This is a genomic window from Streptomyces sp. NBC_00568, from assembly GCF_026341855.1.
In the GTDB taxonomy this organism is placed as follows: domain Bacteria; phylum Actinomycetota; class Actinomycetes; order Streptomycetales; family Streptomycetaceae; genus Streptomyces.
This window is the reverse complement of sequence record NZ_JAPENW010000001.1, coordinates 4,826,119-4,845,187: the sequence shown is the minus strand read 5'-3', so window position 1 is coordinate 4,845,187 and position 19,069 is coordinate 4,826,119. Positions and strand designations below refer to the sequence as shown.

The window sequence follows — 19,069 nt, the reverse complement described above, 5'->3', positions numbered from 1 at the left end:
GCTGGCGCCCGGTCTCGGGCGCCACGTCGGGGTGCTGTCGGGTGGGGCAGCCCAGGGTTGCTCGTCGGCGTCGGCGTCGGAGCCGTCCACGGCGCGGCTGTCCGCCGGGCGGGGCGGCCCGGGGCTCGGCCCGGGGGTTATCCCCACCCCATATTCGGGAGCGGCCCGGATCCCGCCGGGCTCCCTTGGTGCCTAACGTCGAAGAGGCTTCGCGGACCGGTTCCGGTCGAGGTGCCGAAGCGACTCGCAGACCGTCCCAGGGGGAGATCATCATGGCCCGCACACCCACCCGCAGCGGTACCCGGACCCGCACCCGTGGTGCCTCGCGCACCCGTGCCGCCGCCGTCGGCGGTGCGGTGATCGCGATCGTCCTCGGCGCCACCGCGTGCGGCGCGTCCGCCGGGGACGACAAGGAGCCCGAGCAGCGGTCCTTCGCGCTGCAGGGCCGGACCCTGACCGTCGACTCGGACGACTCCGCGCTCGATCTGGTGGTGTCGGACTCCGCGAAGGCCGGTGAGGTCCAGGTCACCCGGTGGTTCCAGGGACACGTCGCCATCGGCGGGGACCCGAAGGTCACCTGGGCGATGAAGGACGACGACCGGCTGGTGCTGCGGATGAAGTGCTCGGGCGTCATCGCCGACTGCTCGGCCCGGCACCGGATCGTCGTGCCGCGCGGGACCGCCGTCAAGGTGGAGGACGGGGACGGAGGGGTGACCGCCCGGGGCTTCGAGGAGGCGCTGAGCATCCGTACGGCGGACGGTTCGGTGCGGGTCAGCGACTCCTCGGGACCGCTCGATCTGCGCAGCGGCGACGGCTCGATCCGGGCGGTCGGCGTGGACGCGCGGAGCGTGCGCGCCCGTACCGAGGACGGCTCGGTACGGCTCGAACTCGGCGCCGTGCCGGACCTGGTGGACTCCCGCAGCCAGGACGGCTCCGTCTCGATCGTGCTGCCCCGGGCCACCTACCGGGTGACGACCGGGAGCGGTGACGGTTCGGTCGACGTGGACGTGCCCCGCGACGACACGAGCGCCCACCGTGTCTCCGCGCACACGGGCGACGGAAAGATCACAGTACGAACCGCGAACTGACCGGCCCGTGTGTTCGTCCTTAACCGGTGGGAGAATGACAGCCGGGCAAGGCGGATGACAGCACGGGAGAGGGATGTGACGGCGACACCTTCGCAGCCGTACTCGCCGTTCGCGCGACGCGCGCGGCCGGCACACCCTCTTCCCGCTCGGCGGAACGTCTCGCCCGGGCGGCGGCCGGTGAGCCGTCCTCGTTCGTACGTCGCCCGTGACGTGCTCACTCTCGTCGCGCTGCCCCTGCTCGCCGCCCTCGCGCTGCCCGCGGCCTTCGCGGGAGGCGGCACCCGGCGCTGGTTCGGCGGGCGGGCCGAGGGCCAGCGGGCCGAGGCGCAGGCCGCCAAGGACGCCGCGGCGGCGGCGTTCTACGAACTGGACACCGCCCAGCGCGACCTGCGCATCTCGATCGAGACCATCACGGCCGTGGACGACTCCCCGGCCGCCCGGCGCGCGGTCTCCGATTTCGAGGCGCTGGGGCGGCGGATCGACGAGGCCAGCCAGAAGTACATCACCGCCGTCGACGCCCACGATCTGGACCGGGACGAGCTGGAGGCGTCGGTCGCGGCACAGGCCCGGGGCGAACTCACCGCCGCGAAGGACGAACTGGGCCGCGTGAAGGCCGAGCTGGACCGGTTCGAGCAGGGTCTCGGCCCACTGCTCGGCAAGGCCGAGACACAGCTCGCCCGCCTGGCCCCGGCCGTCGAGCGCGCCCGGCAGGCCCTGCTCGCCGCCTCGAACGCCCTCGATTCCGTACGGCAGTCGGGGCTCGGGGCCGACGACCTCGCCGCCCGGCTCGCCGCCCTCGGGCCCGAGCTGACCAAGCTCAACCAGGGCGCCGGACAGCACGGTGTGCCGGAGACGCTGGAGCGCGCCGAGCGGGTTTCACGGGAGGCCGAGGCGGTGCGCGCGGAGGCGGCGCGGCTGCCGGAGCGGGCCGCCGAGATCGACCACCGGCTCGTTTCCCTGCGGACCCGCGCACAGGCGCTGACGACCCGGTCGGGGCAGGTGGAGCCGGTGCTGAGCGAGTTGCGGCGGCGGTTCTCCGCGGCGTGCTGGCAGGACCTCCAGCATGTGCCGGATCAGGCCGAGGAGAACGTACGGCAGGCCGAGCTGAAGCTGAAGGAGGCACGGGCCGCGCGTGAGGCGCAGCGCTGGCCGGACGCGACCTCGCTGCTGGCTACGGTGCGCGCGCTGCTGAACAACACCGACGAGGCCGTGTCGGCGGCCGGGGACCGGCTGCGGCGGCTGAACGCCGTGCAGAAGGACCCCCAGCAGGAGATCGACCGCACCCGGTTCGCGATCCGGGACGCGCAGCGGCTGGCCATGGCGGGCCGCAGCACCCCCGATCCCCGGCAGGCCCGCCCCCTCGACGACTCCGTGGCCCGGCTCGACCGGGCGGTCGCCACGCTGGAGGGCCGGCATCCCGACTACTGGCACTTCCTGACCGAGACCGAGGCGGTGCGGCAGACGGTGGCACGGGTGGTCGCGCAGATCCGCGAGGAGCGCGGCGGCGCCTGAGGGCGATCAGGGGAGCTCGCGGGAATGCCCGCGGGAGCCCCTGGAAGCAGCAGGTCCCCGGCCCGTCCGAGCGGCCGTCCCCGTCCCCGTCCCCGTCCCCGTCCCCGGCGGCAGCCCCGTCACGGTCCCCGGCGGCAGCCCCGCGACGGTCGCGTCACTCGCGCCGCGGGGCCTTGCCCAGGTCTGGCCCGATCAGCCGCTGATCAGGTGCCGATCAGGAAACGATCAGGTGCGGTACGCGTAGAACGCCGAGTTCGGGTACGACGCGATGAGGCTCGACACCGATCGGCGGTAGGTGTCGGCGTCGTGGTAGGTCAGATACGGCACACCGCCGGAGCTCCGGTACGACGTGATCATGGAGTGGTCCTTGGACCCGTCCTTGTCGAAGTCCATCTGCATCACGTCGCCGATGTCCATCTGGTAGACGTTCGCCAGGGGGGTGGAACGCCGGGCGGTCTGGGTGAACCAGGACCACTCGTTGACGCCGACCCAGGTGTCGGTCTGCGAGGACGTGCCGTAGTTCCAGGTGCCGTACTCCTCGTCCGAGCTGGTGACCGTCGCCCAGCCGCCCGCCTTCAGGACCTGGCTCAGGTAGTTGGTGCAGTCGCCGCCGACCGCGTTGAAGCTCCGGTAGGCGGGGTTGTAGTTCTTCCAGTACGTCTCGGCGTACGTCGCCATGGCCGCGTAGTCGTACGGGGCGCCGGTGAGCTTCTTGGCGTTGGCGGGCGCGGGATACGTGGTCGCTGCCCGGGGGGCGTCGACAGCGGCCATCGTGGTCCTGCGGGGCGTGGTGGTGACGGGCTCGTTGACCTGCCGGGGGCCCTTGTCCGTCGAGCGCTCGCCCGTCAGCTTCCAGGTGCCGTCCGCCTGGGCGGCGAAGGTCAGGACATGGTGTGCGCGGAAGCCCGTGGTGGCGGGCTCGTCTCCGCGGATCTTGCGGTAGGTGAGGGTGGTGGTCTCGGTGACCCAGGCGGTGGCCCGCTGTCCCGTCACCCGGGTCCTGTTCACGGTGACGCGGGTGTCGCCGGCGCTGTAGGCCTCACCGAGGGCCGCGAGGCGGGACCGCGTGCCGTGCAGGGAGGAGACCGCGGCGCTCTCGGTGTGCGCGAGGGTGCCGGAGACCCGTATGCCCGCGGTGGTCGCCTTCAGGGCCGTACGGGCCGTCGGGGCCCGGTCCAGCAGGGCGGCCGTGCGGTCGGTGAACACGGCATCGGCCACGCGGCCGAAGGCGTCGGCCGTCGACGCGGTCACCCGGGGAGTGGGGGCCGCGGCGTGGGCGGCGGACAGGGGCAACAGGAGGGCGGAGAGCGTGATCGCCCCCACGGTCGAGCAACTGCGGCTCAACTTCTTCGATATCACTGACGATTCTCCTTGATCCCCGGTCGGACTCCGGGGAAGGGAATCTTTACATGTCCCACTCAACTGTGCTGAATCCGGGGGGAGTTCGCGTCGACCGCAACCAAGTCCCTTATGTCGGAGGTAAGTTGACGCTCAAGGTTGTCGCGGACATACCGGCCCCACCGCGACCACCGCTTCACCACGGTCCGCGACCACTACTTCACGACGGTCGCCCAGTCCGGCGACTGGGCGGGATCCAGGCTGCGCAGCCGCTCCAGGGTCTCGGGCTTCTGCACATCGAGCCAGTCGGTCAGTTCACGGAAGGACACACAGCGAACGCCCTTCTTCGTGCACACGTTCTTGATGACCTGGTCGATGGACTTCATGTAGATGCCGCCGTTCCAGTCCTCGAAGTGGTTGCCGATGAACAGCGGTGCCCTGCTGCCGTAGTAGACGCGGTCGAATCCGGCCATGTACGACTTGACGGTCTCCTGCTCCCACTGCGGGTACTTGGCCGGATCTCCCTCGGTCTCACCGTCGGACTGGTTGTAGAGGAAGTTGAAGTCCATGGACAGGCCTTGGTACTTGCCGCCCTCGTAAGGGAGCATCTGGAGCGGGAAGTCCCAGATGCCCTCCTTCTTGACGGGCCATATCTGGAAGTCGCCCGCGGAGCTGGCGTCGTAGCGCCAGTCGTACTTCTTGGCCGTGGCCTTCATGGCCTTGAGCAGGTTCTTCTGGCCCTCGAGGCAGGGCGCGCGCCCGCCGCTGACGGCACGCGCGGGGTCGAAGGGCAGCGCCGGAAGGTCACTGTCGCCGGTGTTGGTCTTCCACTTCTCGACGAAGGAGAAGAACTGGTCGATCTCGCTCTCCCACTGCGCCACGCTCCAGTCCCCGCCGCCCTTGTCGCCGCAGAAGTGGCCGTTGAAGTGGGTGCCGATCTCGTTGCCGTCCTTCCACGCCTTGCCGAGCTCCTCCACCGTGGTGCGGATGTGCTCGTCGGTGGCGTAGCTGATGGCCGCCGATCCCGGCGCGTGCATGGGCGGCTCGTAGAGCGTCTTCTTGTCCTTGGGCAGCAGATAGATGCCGGTCAGGAAGAACGTCATGTGCGCGTTGTACTCCTTGGCCAGCTCCCGGTAGTGCGAGAAGAGCTGGTCGTCGCCCTGGAGGGCGCCGTCCCAGGAGAAGACGACGAACTGGGGCGGCTTCTCACCGGGCTTGAGCGGTACGGCCTTCAACTCGCCCTTCTGCGGGCCGGTGTAGGACGTGGAGCCGTCGCCCAGCACCTTGGTCTTCCCGTCCCAGACCGGTTCCTTCTTCGCCTTGCCGTCGCCGGAGGCGTGCGCGCTGGCGGACGCGGCCGGTGTGGCCCTGTCCGTGTTCAGGGCCAGGTAGGTGGCGGCCATGGACGTGACGACGAGGAAGGCGGTCATGGCCGCGAAGCCCTGGCGTGCGGAAGCGGCGGCAGAACCGGGATCGGGCTCGCGGCGACGGCGCCGGCTGTGCTTCGAGTTCATACGGGGCACATTCTGCGAGGGGGGTGGAAGGTTCGTGGCGCGGCCACCGGGTGGCCGTCGCTGGGGGCCGAGCCCGGTGGCCGGCCGACGGGGTCAGCGAAGCGGACTCATGGCACCGGACCAGATGCCGTACGGCACGTCGGCGACGGGTGCGCCGGCGATCCCCTCGAGCGGCAGCGGTTCGAGGCTCTTGGACAGATCGATGCGGTAGAGGACCACCGCCGTCGACACGGAGCGGTTCGTTCCCACGTACCAGGCGGCCTTGTCGTCCAGTGTGGAACCCCTCTTGCCGGCCACCTCCGCCCCGAGGGGGGCCGCGCCGGGGTGACCGGTGCGGAAGGAGTCCGAGAGCGCCTCGGTGACCTGGCGGGCCACCTCCGCGCGCATCGCGCGATGGGGTCCGGGCGTGTCCAGCCGGACGCGGGTTCCGTTGCGGGTGATGCGGCGCACGGAGAAGGGCTCGATGTGCGTTCCGCCGGCGGCGAAGGTGGCGTAGGAACTGGCCATGCGGATCGCGCTGGGCGTGGAGGTGCCGAGGGAGAGCCCGGGGACCTGCGGTCCGATGCTGGAGGGGAGCAGGCCCGACGCCTCGGCGGTCCTGCGCACCTGCGCCAGGCCCGTGTCCATGCCGAGCTGCATGAACACCGTGTTCACGTTCGCGGCGAGGGCCGAACGCAGCGTGATCTGACCGTAGTTTTTGTTGCCTTCGTTGTGGGCGGCGACCTTCTTGCCGCTGCGGTCCCAGTAGGGGCCCTCGGGTGTGCTGACCGGGACACCGTCGTTGCCGTCGTAGAGCGAGTCGGGGGTGACGGGCGTGGCCGCGCTGTCGCGGGTCTTGGTGACGCCGTGCTCCAGGGCGGCGGCATAGACGAAGGGGAGGAAGGCCGAACCGGCCTGGACGGTGGTCGCGTTGGACTCGTTGTAGCCCTGTTCGCGGTGGTCGGGGCCGCCGTAGACGGCGAGGATCCGCCCGTTCGCGGCGATGGAGGCGGCTCCGTAGTGGGCGGCCTTCGCGTTGTCCGGGTCGTCCTTCTTCGCCTTCTTGCGGGCCTTGGTCACGGCGGCGGTGAGCGCGGTCTCGCGGTCGCGGTCGAAGGTCGTGTAGATCTGGTAGCCGCCCAGGTCGAACTCCCGGGCCGGGATGTGCCCGGCCTTCTTGGCGTACTGGGTCGCCAGCTCGACGAGGTAGTCGCTCTGCTTACCGGTGTCGTACGCCCCGCTCTGCTCGACCGGCTCGGGGAACTTCGTGTACTTGGCCCGCTCGGACTTCGACAGCGTGCCGGACTTGACCATGCGGTCGAGGATCCAGGACCAACGCTCCACCGCCCGGGCGTGGTTGGCCTTGCTCAGGGTGGGGTCGTAGAGACCCGCGCCCTTGAGGAGCGCGGCGAGGAGCGCGCCCTCGCTGGCGTTGAGCTTGCTCACGTCCTTGCCGTAGTAGGCCTGGGAGGCCCGCTGGAGGCCGTAGGTGCCGCGCCCGAACCAGCTGGTGTTGAGATAGCCCTCGAGGATCTTGTCCTTGCTCATCTTGTTGTCGAGCTTGAGGGCGATCATGGCCTCGGTGAACTTGCGGGTCACCGATCGGTTCTGGGTCAGATAGACGTTCTTGACGTACTGCTGGGTGATGGTGGAGCCGCCCTGGGTGTCCCCCTGGCCGACCGTGCGCACCAGGGCGCGGACCAGACCCTTGGCGGAGATACCGGGGTCGGAGTAGAAGCTCTCGTTCTCCGCCGCGAGGACCGCCGAGCGCACATCCTCGGGTATGTCCTTCAGCGGCATGTCCTGGCGCCGCACCCAGCCCGTACGGGCCATCGGCTTGCCGTCCGCCCAGAAATAGACATTGTCCTGCTGGGTGGCATATGTGTTCAGGTTCTGGGGTATGTCCGTTGCGGCGTAGGCGATGACCAGCAGCGAACCGCTCAGGCCGATGGACAGCGCGAAGGCGCCGAGCCACTGCCGCCAGGAGGGCAGCCAGCGTCGCCAACCGGCCCGGCCGGGGCGTGGATAGGCCGGTCTGAGGCGGCGGGCCAGCGGCACGAGGCGTGCGGCCAGGCGGGACAGTCGGGTGGGCTGCGAGGGCTTGCGACGAGAGCCGCGACCGCGCTGCGGTCCGGATGTGCTAGCCACGGCACGCTCCTGCGCGTGGGCGGCCCAAAGACAGGGGATTCGGAGCATCGTTTCGATGCCACGTCTTGGTCACGACTGCGTCTCCCTCCGCACTTCGGAATTGCGCGCGCGGATAGTTGCAGCGGCCGCTTACGCGGCTGCGAGCCCCCCTCCCCGACCTTGCGGCTCGTCGCGGCCCTATTAAATTATCAGCGACCAATGAGATCTCTTCGATCAGCAACCAGACAAAAAAGTTCAGAGGTCAACGGGGCTCACCAGTCGACCGGGGACGAACCGCTCCCGCGCACCCTGCCGGGGCCTTGCTCCGGCGCGCCGGGAAAGGCTCCCGAGCCCTACGGACGCCGGCCGATTCCGGCTAACCTGTGCGCATGCCTCGCTACGAGTACCGCTGCCGGACCTGCGGCGACACCTTCGAACTGAGCCGACCGATGGCCGAATCCGCCGCCCCCGCGGACTGCCCCGCAGGGCACGACGACACCGTCAAACTCCTGTCGACGGTCGCCGTCGCCAAGGGTGGATCGGCGTCCGCGCCGGCGCCCGCGCCGCGCGCCGGAGGCGGCGGAGGCGGGTGCTGCGGCGGCGGCTGCTGCGGCTGATCCCGGGCGATTTCTCAGGAACTCTTCAGCTATGCCCGAAACGGCTCCGGCGTGTCGCGGCGGAACGGTTCCGGTCGCCCCAACAGGGCGGTAACGGCACCAAGTTCCACATATCGCTCGGGTGACCCCGAGACCGGCGCGTCCGGGGCGGAGCGGCCTCAAGCGCCCTCAACGGCGCGGAACCGGAACCTAGTTCGACAAAACCACGCAGACCGGACCCGGGGTGAGCGCGTCGGGTGCCCAGCATCCTGGGCACCCCCGAGAGGGCGGGACCGGGACCACGTCCGGCATATCGCCCGGACCGGTCCGGCGCCGGGCGTCATGGGCCCGGTGGTCCCGGCCCCATGACACGGCGGGGCCGGAACCGAGGTCCCCTCTGTCCGTCAGGCCGGTACGGGGCCGGCGCAGGCGCCCAGGAACTCGCGGAGGATCCGCTCCCCCGCCGCGACACCCCGCTCCGGCAGCGCGGTGATCGCCGGTGCGGTCCAGTCGGCTTCGGCGAGTTCACCGTGGCCCGGACGCCAGCCGCGGTCGGTGGCGAGCAGCAGGTCGGCGTCGAGCAGCGAGTCCCCGGCGCCGAGGGTGAGGACGGCTCCGGTACGACGGGCGACCTCACGCACGGCCGCGCTCTTGGTGAGCGGCTTCGGCACGGCGTAGATCTTGCGGCCCTGCAGCGAGACCGTCCAGCCGCGGTTCTCCGCCCACACGGCCAGGTCCTTCACCCACTGCTCGGGGAGCAGTTCCCGCTCCACCACCAGATAGGCGAACAGGTCCTCGGCGATCCGGTGCTTGCGCACCCAGACCGGGTCCGCGGTGGCCGCCAGGTGCTCCCGCACCTCGTCGAGCGGCGCGCACTCGGAGGCGAGCCGCTCCGTCACGCTCCGGTGCCAGTCGAGGTCGGAGACACCGTCGACGAGCAGATGCCCGCCGTTGGCGCAGATCGCGTACTCCGGGGCAGGACCGGGCAGGTTGATGCGCTGGTACTGCTTGCGGGTGCGGGTCGTGGTGGGCACGAAGTGGGCGAGGTCGCCGAGTTCGGTGAGCAGCGCGGCGGCCGTCTCCGTCATGAAGGACAGCGGCTTGCTCTCGTGCACCTCGACGCAGAGCAGCCGGGGCGCTCGCGCGTCCGGCATGGTCAGCGCGAGCGCGGCCGAGGAGTAGATGAGTGTGCGGTCGAGGTCGCTGGCGACGAGCACCTTGGGCGCGGACATCAGAGGGTCACCGCCTTGCCGTCGGCACCGGTCGCACCGCGCGTGTACTTCGGGTGGATCAACCCCACGCAGGTGTACGGGAGTTCCTCGACCTCCTCGACAGGCACCCCGCGCTGTTCGGCGAGCAGCCGGACGTGGTCGAGGTCGGCGCCCGCTCCGGCGCGCGCGAGGATCTTCCAGGGAACCCGGCGCAGCAGCACCCGGGTGGTCTCGCCGACGCCCGGCTTGACGAGGTTGACGTCGTGTATCCCGTACTCCTCGCTGATCCGCTCGACCGCCGCCCAGCCCTCCCAGGTGGGGTCGCGGTCGGCGGCGAGCAGTTCCTTCGCCCGGTCGCGGGCCGATTCGGCGACGTCGGGGAAGTGGGCGGCGACGACGTCCAGGAACTCGACGGAGACGTCGGAGCCGGCGAGCTCGCGGTAGAACTTCGCGCCGTGGAAGTCGTGTTCGCCGACCAGGTCGGAGCGCAGCACGGTGCGCGAAATCAGCCCGGAGACGGTGGAGTTGAGGCAGGCGGAGGGGATCAGGAAGTCCTCGCGGGTGCCGTACGTCCGCACGCATGAGCCCGGGTCGGCGAGCACCGCGATCTCCGGATCGAAGCCGGTGATGCCCTCGGCTTCCTCGAACTCCTCGATCGCGTCGGCGAGTTCGCGGGTGATGGCGCCCTTGCCGGTCCAGCCGTCGACGAAGACGACGTCGGCCGGGTCGTGGTGGGCGGCGAGCCAGCGAAGCGCGTTGGCGTCGATGCCGCGGCCGCGGACGATGGAGACGGCGTAGTGCGGCAGTTCGATGCCGTGCTGGTGCTCGGCCCAGCGGCGCATCAGGACGCCGACGGGGGTGCCGGCCCGGGCCAGGGACACCAGGACGGGGCGGGGAGACCGTTCGGCGAGCACCAGTTCGGTGACGGCGCCGACGGCCTCGGCGATCCGGGCGGCCGAGGTGGCGAGGGCCGCGTGGAAGAGCTCCTGGTACTGGGGGCTCGGCTGGTACTCGACCGGCAGCGACTCCGCGTAGTGGGCGCCGCCGCTCTGGATCGCCTCCTCGCGCTCCTCGGTCGGCGCCTCCAGCGTCACGTCCGACAGGTCCTGCAGCAGCCAGCCGACCTCGTCGGGGGCGTACGAGGAGAAGGCGGGGCCGCGGAGGGGCTCGGGCAGCATGAAGGGCCTTTCGGTGGACGGCCGTGCGGGGACGTACGACGGGACGACGGCGAGCAGGACTCGCGGGGTGTGCGCCGCCAGCTGGGCCAGCAGGCCGTCGGGCGCGTGCAGTTCGGGGGTGTCGGCGGTGGAGTCGACGACCGCCACGACGGCGTCGAAACCGGCACCCGCGACGTTGTAGGCGTAGCGCTCGCCGGGGCCGTCGTCCGGGTTGTCGTGGGCCGGGAAGACGATGCGGCTGCGGATCGCGTAGCCGGGGTCGTCGAGGGCCAGCACCGGGGACCGGGTCGTCGTGGAGAAGCGCACCTCGGCGGACACCACCTGCTCCAGCTCGCGGGCCAGCCGGAGCGGCGCGTACATCAGTTCCTCGAAGCCGAGCACCAGCACGCGGCGCGCCCCTTCGGGCAGGGCGTCGGCGAGCCGTGCGGCCATGGCGGGCAGGGCACGGTCCAGGCGTATTCGGTGTCCGGGCGTGAACCCGTGCCGTCCGCCGTCGGGGAGGCCGCGGGGCCAGCCGAGCTCGACGCGGACGGCACGGCCCGCGCTCTCGGGGGCGGGTGCCTCGGGCGCCGCCGGTTCGTGCCGGGCGACGAGCGCCATCCCCTTGGCCAGGACGTCCTCGGGGAGGCGCACGGTGCCCGACGCGGCCGAGACCAGGTCGACGCGGGCGCCGATCTCCCCGGCGAACTTCTCGAAGCGCACCAGGTCGGGCTCCGACCGCATGTCGACCAGCGCGACGACGACGTACCGCTCGCGCGGGTAGCGCTCGTGCAGGTCGCGGATGGTGTTGAGGACGGTGTTGCCGGTGGAGAACTCGTCGTCGACGAGGATCAGCGGGCCGGGGCCCGCGAGCAGGTCCGGGTCCTCGGGGAGAAGGAGGTGCGAGGTGGCGTGCGAGTGGGACTCCTCGAAGCCGCCCGCCCGCCGGACGCCGCGGACCGGGCGGCGGGTGGAGTGGAGGTAGGGCGCGACGCCCACCCCGTCGGCGACCGAGTGGCCGAGCCCGGTGGCCGTCTCGGCGTACCCGAGGACCACGGCGGCGCGGGCGTCGTCGGTGCCCAGCAGCGCGCGCACCCGCCGGCCGAGCGCGAATCCGTATCCGTGGACGACGGAGGGCGACTGCGGCACGTGCTTGCCCAGGACGTTCGAGACGAGCAGGTGGGCGCGCTTGGGGTTGCGCCGCAGCGCGAGCCCCAGGAGGTCGCTCAGCCCCTCGTCACCGACGAGTTCGACACCGAGCCGCTCGGCGACCCAGGTACCCGTCCACACCGCGTCGTCCGCGGCGTCCGGGGCGTTCCTGTCGTCGGGGTCGTTCGGGTCGTGCGCTGGGGTGTTCATCGGTTCCTTGCTGTCGGGGTTGCGCGTCGCTCGGCCGGTCCGGCTCACGCCGGGAGCCCGGCGGTGAGCAGCTCGACGAAGCCGATGTCCTCGTGGGCGACCCCGAAGACCTCGGCGCGCAGCAGGGTGCGCTCGGCCCAGGCGCGATGCGGCTTCACCTCGTTCATTTTGTTCGTGTACGCCGACCTCAGTACACCCCCGCCGCCGCGCTCCGGCCTCAGGATGTCCTGGGCGTCACTGAACTCCTCGTGGCTGACCACGGACAGTGCGTGCACGGGCAGCACGTGGGAGGGGTGGATGCAGGTCTTGCCCGTCAGGCCGTTGGCCTGGTCGAGGGTGATCTCGCGCAGCAGTCCGTCCATGGCGTGCTCGATCAGCCTGGCGCGCAGCTCCTCCGCCTGTCCCTCCAGGAAGGGGCTGCGGCGCAGCTGCGGCTTGAACATGCGTTCCTGGACGCGGAAGTACTCCCACACCGGCCCGGTGACGGTGAAGCCGGTGCCGTCGGCCCGCCCCAGCATGTTGACCACGTCGGCGATCACGGAGGCGACCACCTGGACGTCGTACGCCGTCATGTCGGGGGCCCGGCGCAGCGCGTACGAGGAGCAGAAGTCCGTCACGCCGAGGCGCAGCGCGAGCACCCGGTCGCGGTACTTGTCGACGGCGCGGGAGATGCCCTCCAGGGTCTCCACGCGCGATTCGCGGTAGAGCAGCTCGGGCGACTCCAGGACGGGCATGGCGAAGAGCCGTCGGCCGCTCGCCGCCTCGGCGGAGGAGAGGGCCTCCAGGAAGGGCATGCCGCGTTCCTCGGTGAACTTCGGCATCACGAATCCGGACAGCAGCCGGACGGCGGGGCCGAGGCGCTGCACGAGGTCGGGGATCTGCTCGGGGTGGCGGACCCGCACGAACAGCAGCGGCGGCTCACCGGCGTCCGGGCGTGCCGCGAGGTCGGTGAACTGGCGGACCAGGTTCTCCTCGGCGCCCACGACCTCGGAGTCGTCGATCGAGTCCTCCAGGCACAGCACCATCGAGACCACGCCCCGCGCGGTCTGCTTGACGATGTCGTCGGCGAGCTGCGGCCGGGTCGCCGGGCTGTACAGCGTCGCTCCGAGGGCCGCGGCGAGCACTCTGGCCGGGGAGTCGGACGTGAAGACGCCCGGTTCCCGGTGGAAGAGGCGCTGCCGCTGTTCCGGGGTGATGTGACCGAAATGACGCATGAAACTCCCCCGTGGCGGCTAGGGCGGCCGGATGTGATGTGGCCGGTAATAGTACGTATGGATCCATGTCACAGGTTCCCACCAGGCATGAAGTTCAGGTAACTCCACCGTGTCCAACACTCGCCGGTTCCGGGACGACCCCGCATTGTCGTGACCAGGACCGACAGGGCAGGATGACCGCATGACGCACGCGATGCTGAAAGGGTCGAACGTCCCGCTGGACGCCACAGCGGTGCGCGCCGTCCTGCGCTGGACGCCCGGGCAGGGTGTCCCCGATGTCGATGCCTCGGCGCTGCTCCTCGGCCCCGGCGGTCGTGTGCGATCCGACGAGGACTTCGTCTTCTACAACCAGCCCCGCCATCCGTCCGGCAAGGTGTGGCGACTCGGCAAGAAGCGGGTCACCGAGGGCCTCACCGACACGATCCAGACGGATCTGACGGGTGTCGAGTCCGGTGTCGGACGCATTCTCCTGGTCGCTTCGGCGGATGACGTCACCTTCGATCACGTACGCGATCTGCGCATTCTGCTGTACGACGCCGCCGTCACGGACGGTGAACCGCTGGCGTACTTCGACATCAGGCCGGAGACCGGTGCGGAGACCGCGCTGATCTGCGGCGAGCTGTACCGGCGCGGTGACGGCTGGAAGTTCCGGGCGCTCGGCGAGGGCTACTCCAACGGTCTGGTGGGGCTCGCGACCGACTTCGGGATCTCGGTGGACGAGTCCGAGGCCGCCGCGGCGGCCGGCTCCGCACCGGAGGCCACCGCCTGGGCCGCGCCCGCCACGGCTCCCGAGACCTCGGTGCCGCTGCCGCCGGAGCAGTCCGCCCCGGTCACGCAGCAGCCCGCCCCGGTCCCCCAGCAGCCCGCGTACGGCTATCCGCAGCCGGCCGCCGCCGCGGTGACCGAGCCGGCGTACGGCTACCCCCAGCCGGCCCAGCAGGGCGGCCAGTCCGCCTACGGCTACCCGCAGCCCCAGACGGCACCGGCCACGCAGCCCGCGTACGGCTTCCCGCAGGCGGTGGGCGCGGGGCCGGACCCGGACTTCAGGCTGCCGCCGCAGGGGCCGCAGTTCATCGGCCGCTGAGCGCGATCGCCGGCCGTCCCGCGGGCGCGATCGCCGGCCGTCCCGCGGGCGCGATCGCCGGCTGGCCGGCGGGTCTGAGCGCCGTCCGGCCGATGAGCGCGAGGACCGGCTAACGGTCGACCTTCGACTTGTACCCGCGTCCCCACTGGAGCCCCCAGCCGTAGAGGCGGTCGAGTTCGGCCTGGAAGCCGTACACGAACTTCACCTCGCGGCGTACGGTCACCACGCCCTTGTTGAACTCGATCATGACGACGGCGCAGGAGCGGGCCTGCGGATGGCGTTCGTCGAGGCCGATCTCGATGCGCGGGCCGTTGCTCGGATACAGCGTGATGATCGCGTGCGTACGGTCGAAGGCCGGGGTCTGGTCGTAGATGTAGACGAAGACCAGCAGCCGCTTGATGTCGTCGCGGTGGTCGAGGTTGACGAAGGCCGTCTCGCCCGAGCCCGAACCGAAGCGGTCGTCGCCGCTGAGCTTGACGAACGGCGGGCCGTTGAGCTCGCCGAAGAAGCTGCCGAGCGGCTGGACGACGCCCTTGGTGCCGTCCGTCAGCTCGTACATGACGCCGAGGTCGAGGTCGACGTTGACCATGCTCTGGGTGTGCGCCTGGACCACTTCCGGCTTGAAGGTGCGGAAGGGGTGGCGCAGCAGGCTCCCGCGCTGCGGCCCGCTGATGTCGGAGGTACGCATCCGCCAGGACAGGTTGATGCGGAGGTTGCCGGTGGCCGCGCCCTGCTTGGTGAGCGAGACCGTGTGGTTGCGCTTGGTCAGTTCGATGGAGTTGGAAGCCGCGCTGCCGGAGTCGAAGTCCGCCGAGCGCCCGCGCCACAGGTCCTGCCAGATGCCCATTCCGCCCCCCACGTTCCTCGATGTGCGGCGGGGCGGCCGCCGAGGACTCGTCCTCCACGACCGCCCCGCTCAGAGCGTTCCTCAACCAGAGGGGTGTCACACCCCGGACGAGACCTCAGCCTTCTCGTCCGAGGTCGGGCCTTTTCCCTCGGCCTCGGCGAGGGCCTTGTTGCGGCGCACCGAGGACCAGAAGGACCAGGCGATCAGGATGACGCCGACGAGGCCGGTGATGACCTCGTGAATCTCGTACTGGATGGTGACGAGGAGGATCACGGCGAGGGCGCCGATCGCGTAGTGCGCGCCGTGCTCCAGGTAGACGTAGTCGTCGAGGGTGCCCTGGCGGACCAGGTAGACCGTGAGGGACCGGACGTACATGGCGCCGATGCCGAGGCCGAGCGCCATCAGCACGATGTCGTTGGTGATGGCGAAGGCACCGATCACGCCGTCGAAGGAGAACGAGGCGTCCAGCACTTCCAGGTACAGGAACATGAAGAACGCGGCCTGGCCGGCGAGGACGACGGCCGGCTTCTTCTTGCCGGTCCGCTCGGCCTCCTCCTCCGCCTCGTGTTCGCGCTCCTCCTCCTCTTCGAGCTTGTCCTCGAAGTAGCCGGAGAGGCCGCCGACGATCATGTACGTGATCAGGCCCGCGACGCCGGAGATCAGCACCGTCTGCGCCTTGTCGACGTGGCCGCCGCCGTGCTGGTGGGCGTGGACCGCGAAGGTCATGGAGGTGATCAGCAGGACGATCAGGGCGATGCAGACCGACAGCATGTCGACCTTGCCGAGCTTGGCCAGCGGCCGCTCGATCCAGCGCAGCCACTGAATGTCCCGGTCCTCGAAGATGAAGTCGAGGAAGATCATCAGCAGGAACATGCCACCGAAGGCGGCGATCGACGGGTGGGCGTCGGTCACCAGCTGCTGGTACTGGTCCTTGTCGTTGAGAGCGAGATCGACCGCGTCGATCGGGCCGATCTTGGCGCTCATGGCGACGATCACGACGGGGAAGATCAGGCGCATGCCGAAGACGGCGATCAGCACACCGATGGTGAGGAAGATCTTCTGCCAGAAGGCATTCATCTTCTTCAGGATCCCGGCGTTGACCACCGCGTTGTCGAAGGACAGCGAGATCTCCAGGACGGCCAGGATCGCCACGATGCCGAAGGCGGTCCACCCCCCGTAGAAGGCCGCTGCGACCAGACCGAGCGCGGTAATCGCGAACGACCAGCCGAAGGTTTTCAGAAGCACTGGCTACCCAATCATCGTGTGGTGGGGGCACCCCCAAGCGCTAGCTTGGGGGAGGGTCGCCCCCGCGCCGTACTCGGCTTTACCTACTGTTGACCACGAAGTCTAAGGGTCCGCCTTCGACCGGTGCAGGTGGGCCTAGGAAACGTTGACCCCGAAGTCGAGCGCGATGCCCCGCAGCCCCGACGCGTACCCCTGACCGACCGCGCGGAACTTCCACTCGGCGTTGTAGCGGTAGACCTCGCCGAAGATCATCGCCGTCTCGGTGGAGGCATCCTCGGAGAGGTCGTAGCGGGCGAGCTCCTGGCCGTCGGCCTGGTTCACGACACGGATGAAGGCATTGCTGACCTGGCCGAAGGTCTGGCCGCGATTGTCCGCGTCGTGGATGGAGACGGGGAAGACGATCTTGTCGACGTGGGCCGGGACCTTGGAGAGGTCGATCAGGATCGACTCGTCGTCGCCCTCGCCCTCACCCGTGAGGTTGTCACCGGTGTGCTCCACCGAGCCGTCCGGGCTCTTGAGCTGGTTGTAGAAGATGAACCACTCGTCCCCGAGCACACGGCCGCCGTTGCACAGCAGCGCGCTGGCGTCGAGGTCGAAGTCGGCTCCGGTGGTGGAACGTGCGTCCCAGCCGAGCCCGATCATCACCTGTGTGAGGTTCGGTGCGGCCTTCGAGAGGGAGACATTGCCCCCCTTGGCGAGCGTGACGCCCATGATGCTGGTCCTCCCCGAGGTCGATCTTCACTTGGTACGGCTGATCCGGTGCCGCACCGGAAAGGTGCGGCACCGGACCGAAGTGTCCGAGGCCCGAAGGCTCAGACGTTGACGCCGAAGTCCTGCGCGATACCGCGCAGGCCGGAGGCGTAGCCCTGGCCGATGGCGCGGAACTTCCACTCGGCGCCGTTGCGGTAGAGCTCGCCGAAGACCATCGCGGTCTCCGTCGAGGCGTCCTCGGAGAGGTCGTAACGCGCGATCTCCGCCTCGCCGGCCTGGTTCACCACGCGGATGAACGCGTTGCGGACCTGGCCGAAGGACTGCTGGCGGTTCTCGGCGTCGTAGATCGACACCGGGAAAACGATCTTCGTGACGTCGGCGGGAACGGCGGCGAGATTGACCTTGATCTGCTCGTCGTCGCCCTCGCCCTCACCGGTGATGTTGTCGCCGGTGTGCTCCACCGATCCGTCCGGGCTCTTCAGGTTGTTGAAGAACACGAAGTTCTGGTCGGTGCTGACCTTGCCGTCCGCGTTCGTGAGGATGGCACTGGCATCGAGGTCGAAGTCCACGCCGGTCGTGGTCCGGGCGTCCCATCCCAGACCGACGATGACCGCGGTCAGTCCCGGGGCCTCCTTCGACAGCGATACGTTGCCGCCCTTGCTGAGGCTGACTCCCACGAGTCCTCCCAATGGTGTTCAGGGGCGGGGAGCCCCGTAGGTGCGTTGGTATCGGATCAACGGTTCGATCCTAGTGACGGGTTCCCTCGCCTTGCAGGGCTTGGAACCGACCAATCACAGGGTGTCGAGCGCCTTGACGTACTCGTTCAGGTCACGCGCGTCCGGCAGGGCGTTGACGACGGTCCAGCGGACGACACCCTCCTTGTCGATGATGAACGTGCCGCGCACGGCGCAGCCCTTGTCCTCGTCGAAGACGCCGTACGCGCGCGAAATGTTGCCGTGCGGCCAGAAATCGGAGAGAAGCGGGTACTCCAGGCCCTCCTGCTCGGCGAAGACGCGCAGGGTGTGGATGGAGTCGTTGGACACCGCCAGCAGCTGGGTGTCGCGGTCGGTGAACTGCGGCAGGTTGTCGCGCAGGGAGCACAGCTCGCCCGTGCACACGCCCGTGAAGGCGAACGGGTAGAAGAGCAGCACCACGTTCTTGTCGCCACGGAAGTCGGACAGTTTCACGGTGGCGCCGTGGTTGTCCTTCAGCTCGAAGTCCGGGGCCTTGGTGCCGACCTCGATGGCCATAGTCACTCGCTTCCCTTCCAAAGGTCTGTTCGGGTGACGACCAGCGTACGCAGTGATCGACACCGGGCCCCGGCGCGGCCCCGCCGGGGCGGTCCGGGCGTATGCGTGAGGCCCCCGCCGAGGTGGCTCGGCGGGGGCCTCACGGATGCTCTGCTTGCAGACGGGGCTGCAGCTCAGCGCTTCGACTTGGGGGTGGCCAGGCGGGTACCCGACCATTCCTTGCCGACGGAGATGCTCTTCGTCTGGGAGAGGCCGGCTGTCTGTGCGGCATCGCTGATGTCGCTGGGCTCGACGTAACCGTCCCTGCCGGTCTTCGGGGTCAGCAGCCAGATCATGCCGCCGTCCTCAAGGAGACCGATGACGTCCACCAGTGCGTCCGTGAGATCGCCGTCCTCGTCCCGGAACCACAACAGCACCACGTCAGCGACGTCGTCGTAGTCCTCGTCGACCAGATCCTGGCCGATCAGCGATTCGATGCCTTCACGGAGCTCGTGGTCAACGTCGTCGTCGAAGCCGATCTCCTGGACCACCTGTCCGGGCTCGAACCCCAGCCTGGCGGCCGGGTTGGTCCGCTCCTCCGCGTGGTCCGCGGTCGCGCTCACGGCTTGCCTCCTGATCATGTTTCGGGATTGGGGTCTCCCTCTGCTCGTCCAGAGTCAGGGGGAGTCTCAGCCACGCGCGTACGCGAAGCGTTGGCCGTAGTCCACACGGGCGGAGCGGATCGCGCAAGTACCCGGCCGTCGAGACCGCCGAAACGGTGACGATCCTGGCAGTGCCGACGCAACTCCCGGCGGGCCATCATGACGCCACGTGACGGGCACCACACCCTTCTGCCCC

16 protein-coding genes are annotated in these 19,069 nt (G+C 69.9%); 4 read left to right on the top strand and 12 right to left on the bottom strand.

What is annotated here, in order from left to right; translation table 11 throughout:
- The first annotated feature begins 272 nt into the window (after positions 1-272).
- Both OOK38_RS20975 and OOK38_RS20970 read left to right on the top strand, forming a co-directional pair.
- The gene (locus tag OOK38_RS20975; protein WP_266758270.1) at positions 273-1,088 is read left to right on the top strand and encodes a DUF4097 family beta strand repeat-containing protein; all 816 of its coding nucleotides are present in this window, start codon (positions 273-275) and stop codon (positions 1,086-1,088) included.
- A 75-nt stretch (positions 1,089-1,163) separates the two neighbouring features.
- The gene (locus OOK38_RS20970; protein ID WP_266758272.1) at positions 1,164-2,600 is read left to right on the top strand and encodes a hypothetical protein; all 1,437 of its coding nucleotides are present in this window, start codon (positions 1,164-1,166) and stop codon (positions 2,598-2,600) included.
- A gap of 225 nt (positions 2,601-2,825) precedes the next feature.
- Here the strand turns inward: OOK38_RS20970 and OOK38_RS20965 are convergent, their stop codons facing one another.
- From OOK38_RS20965 to OOK38_RS20955, 3 genes are all read right to left on the bottom strand, one after another.
- The gene (locus OOK38_RS20965; RefSeq protein WP_266758274.1) at positions 2,826-3,959 is read right to left on the bottom strand and encodes an amidase domain-containing protein; all 1,134 of its coding nucleotides are present in this window, start codon (positions 3,957-3,959) and stop codon (positions 2,826-2,828) included.
- A 194-nt stretch (positions 3,960-4,153) separates the two neighbouring features.
- Positions 4,154-5,368 carry a hypothetical protein gene (locus tag OOK38_RS20960; protein ID WP_266765669.1) on the bottom strand — a complete coding sequence of 405 codons (1,215 nt, stop codon included), beginning with the start codon at positions 5,366-5,368 and terminating at the stop codon, positions 4,154-4,156.
- A gap of 177 nt (positions 5,369-5,545) precedes the next feature.
- Positions 5,546-7,579, bottom strand: coding sequence for a transglycosylase domain-containing protein (locus OOK38_RS20955; RefSeq protein ID WP_323178818.1), 2,034 nt, complete (start codon positions 7,577-7,579; stop codon positions 5,546-5,548).
- 368 nt (positions 7,580-7,947) lie between these two features.
- Here OOK38_RS20955 and OOK38_RS20950 point away from each other — a divergent pair, with 368 nt between their 5' ends.
- Entirely contained in the window at positions 7,948-8,175 is a 228-nt protein-coding gene (locus tag OOK38_RS20950; protein ID WP_266758276.1) for a zinc ribbon domain-containing protein, read from the top strand.
- 383 nt (positions 8,176-8,558) lie between these two features.
- Here the strand turns inward: OOK38_RS20950 and OOK38_RS20945 are convergent, their stop codons facing one another.
- Genes OOK38_RS20945 through OOK38_RS20935 form a run of 3 tightly spaced genes read right to left on the bottom strand, consistent with a single transcriptional unit; the run spans position 8,559 to position 13,095 of the window.
- Positions 8,559-9,386: an HAD family hydrolase gene (locus tag OOK38_RS20945; protein ID WP_266758278.1), complete on the bottom strand. Its 828-nt coding sequence runs from the start codon at positions 9,384-9,386 to the stop codon at positions 8,559-8,561.
- The gene (locus OOK38_RS20940) at positions 9,386-11,881 is read right to left on the bottom strand and encodes a phosphoribosyltransferase (protein ID WP_266848670.1); all 2,496 of its coding nucleotides are present in this window, start codon (positions 11,879-11,881) and stop codon (positions 9,386-9,388) included. The genes OOK38_RS20945 and OOK38_RS20940 overlap by 1 nt, the downstream gene beginning before the upstream one ends.
- 44 nt (positions 11,882-11,925) lie before the next feature.
- Positions 11,926-13,095: an HpcH/HpaI aldolase/citrate lyase family protein gene (locus tag OOK38_RS20935; RefSeq protein WP_266758281.1), complete on the bottom strand. Its 1,170-nt coding sequence runs from the start codon at positions 13,093-13,095 to the stop codon at positions 11,926-11,928.
- A 181-nt stretch (positions 13,096-13,276) separates the two neighbouring features.
- Between OOK38_RS20935 and OOK38_RS20930 the strand changes: the two genes are divergently transcribed.
- Entirely contained in the window at positions 13,277-14,179 is a 903-nt protein-coding gene (locus OOK38_RS20930) for a TerD family protein (RefSeq protein WP_266758283.1), read from the top strand.
- Positions 14,180-14,288: 109 nt separating this feature from the next.
- Here OOK38_RS20930 and OOK38_RS20925 read toward each other — a convergent pair whose 3' ends face one another.
- The 6 genes from OOK38_RS20925 to OOK38_RS20900 all read right to left on the bottom strand — a co-directional run bounded on the left by OOK38_RS20925 (position 14,289) and on the right by OOK38_RS20900 (position 18,834).
- Positions 14,289-15,026: a Tellurium resistance gene (locus OOK38_RS20925; RefSeq protein ID WP_266758285.1), complete on the bottom strand. Its 738-nt coding sequence runs from the start codon at positions 15,024-15,026 to the stop codon at positions 14,289-14,291.
- 96 nt (positions 15,027-15,122) lie between these two features.
- Positions 15,123-16,271 (bottom strand): DUF475 domain-containing protein, encoded by a 1,149-nt coding sequence (locus OOK38_RS20920; protein WP_266758286.1) that lies wholly within the window; start codon positions 16,269-16,271, stop codon positions 15,123-15,125.
- Between the two features lie 135 nt (positions 16,272-16,406).
- Positions 16,407-16,982: a TerD family protein gene (locus OOK38_RS20915; RefSeq protein ID WP_266758288.1), complete on the bottom strand. Its 576-nt coding sequence runs from the start codon at positions 16,980-16,982 to the stop codon at positions 16,407-16,409.
- Between the two features lie 101 nt (positions 16,983-17,083).
- Entirely contained in the window at positions 17,084-17,659 is a 576-nt protein-coding gene (locus tag OOK38_RS20910; RefSeq protein ID WP_266758290.1) for a TerD family protein, read from the bottom strand.
- Between the two features lie 114 nt (positions 17,660-17,773).
- Complete coding sequence (locus OOK38_RS20905) at positions 17,774-18,232, bottom strand: peroxiredoxin (RefSeq protein ID WP_266758292.1); 459 nt, start codon at positions 18,230-18,232, stop codon at positions 17,774-17,776.
- Positions 18,233-18,405: 173 nt separating this feature from the next.
- On the bottom strand, positions 18,406-18,834 hold the full coding sequence (locus OOK38_RS20900) for a DUF3052 domain-containing protein (protein WP_081217087.1): 429 nt from the start codon (positions 18,832-18,834) through the stop codon (positions 18,406-18,408).
- Between the last annotated feature and the right edge of the window lie 235 nt (positions 18,835-19,069).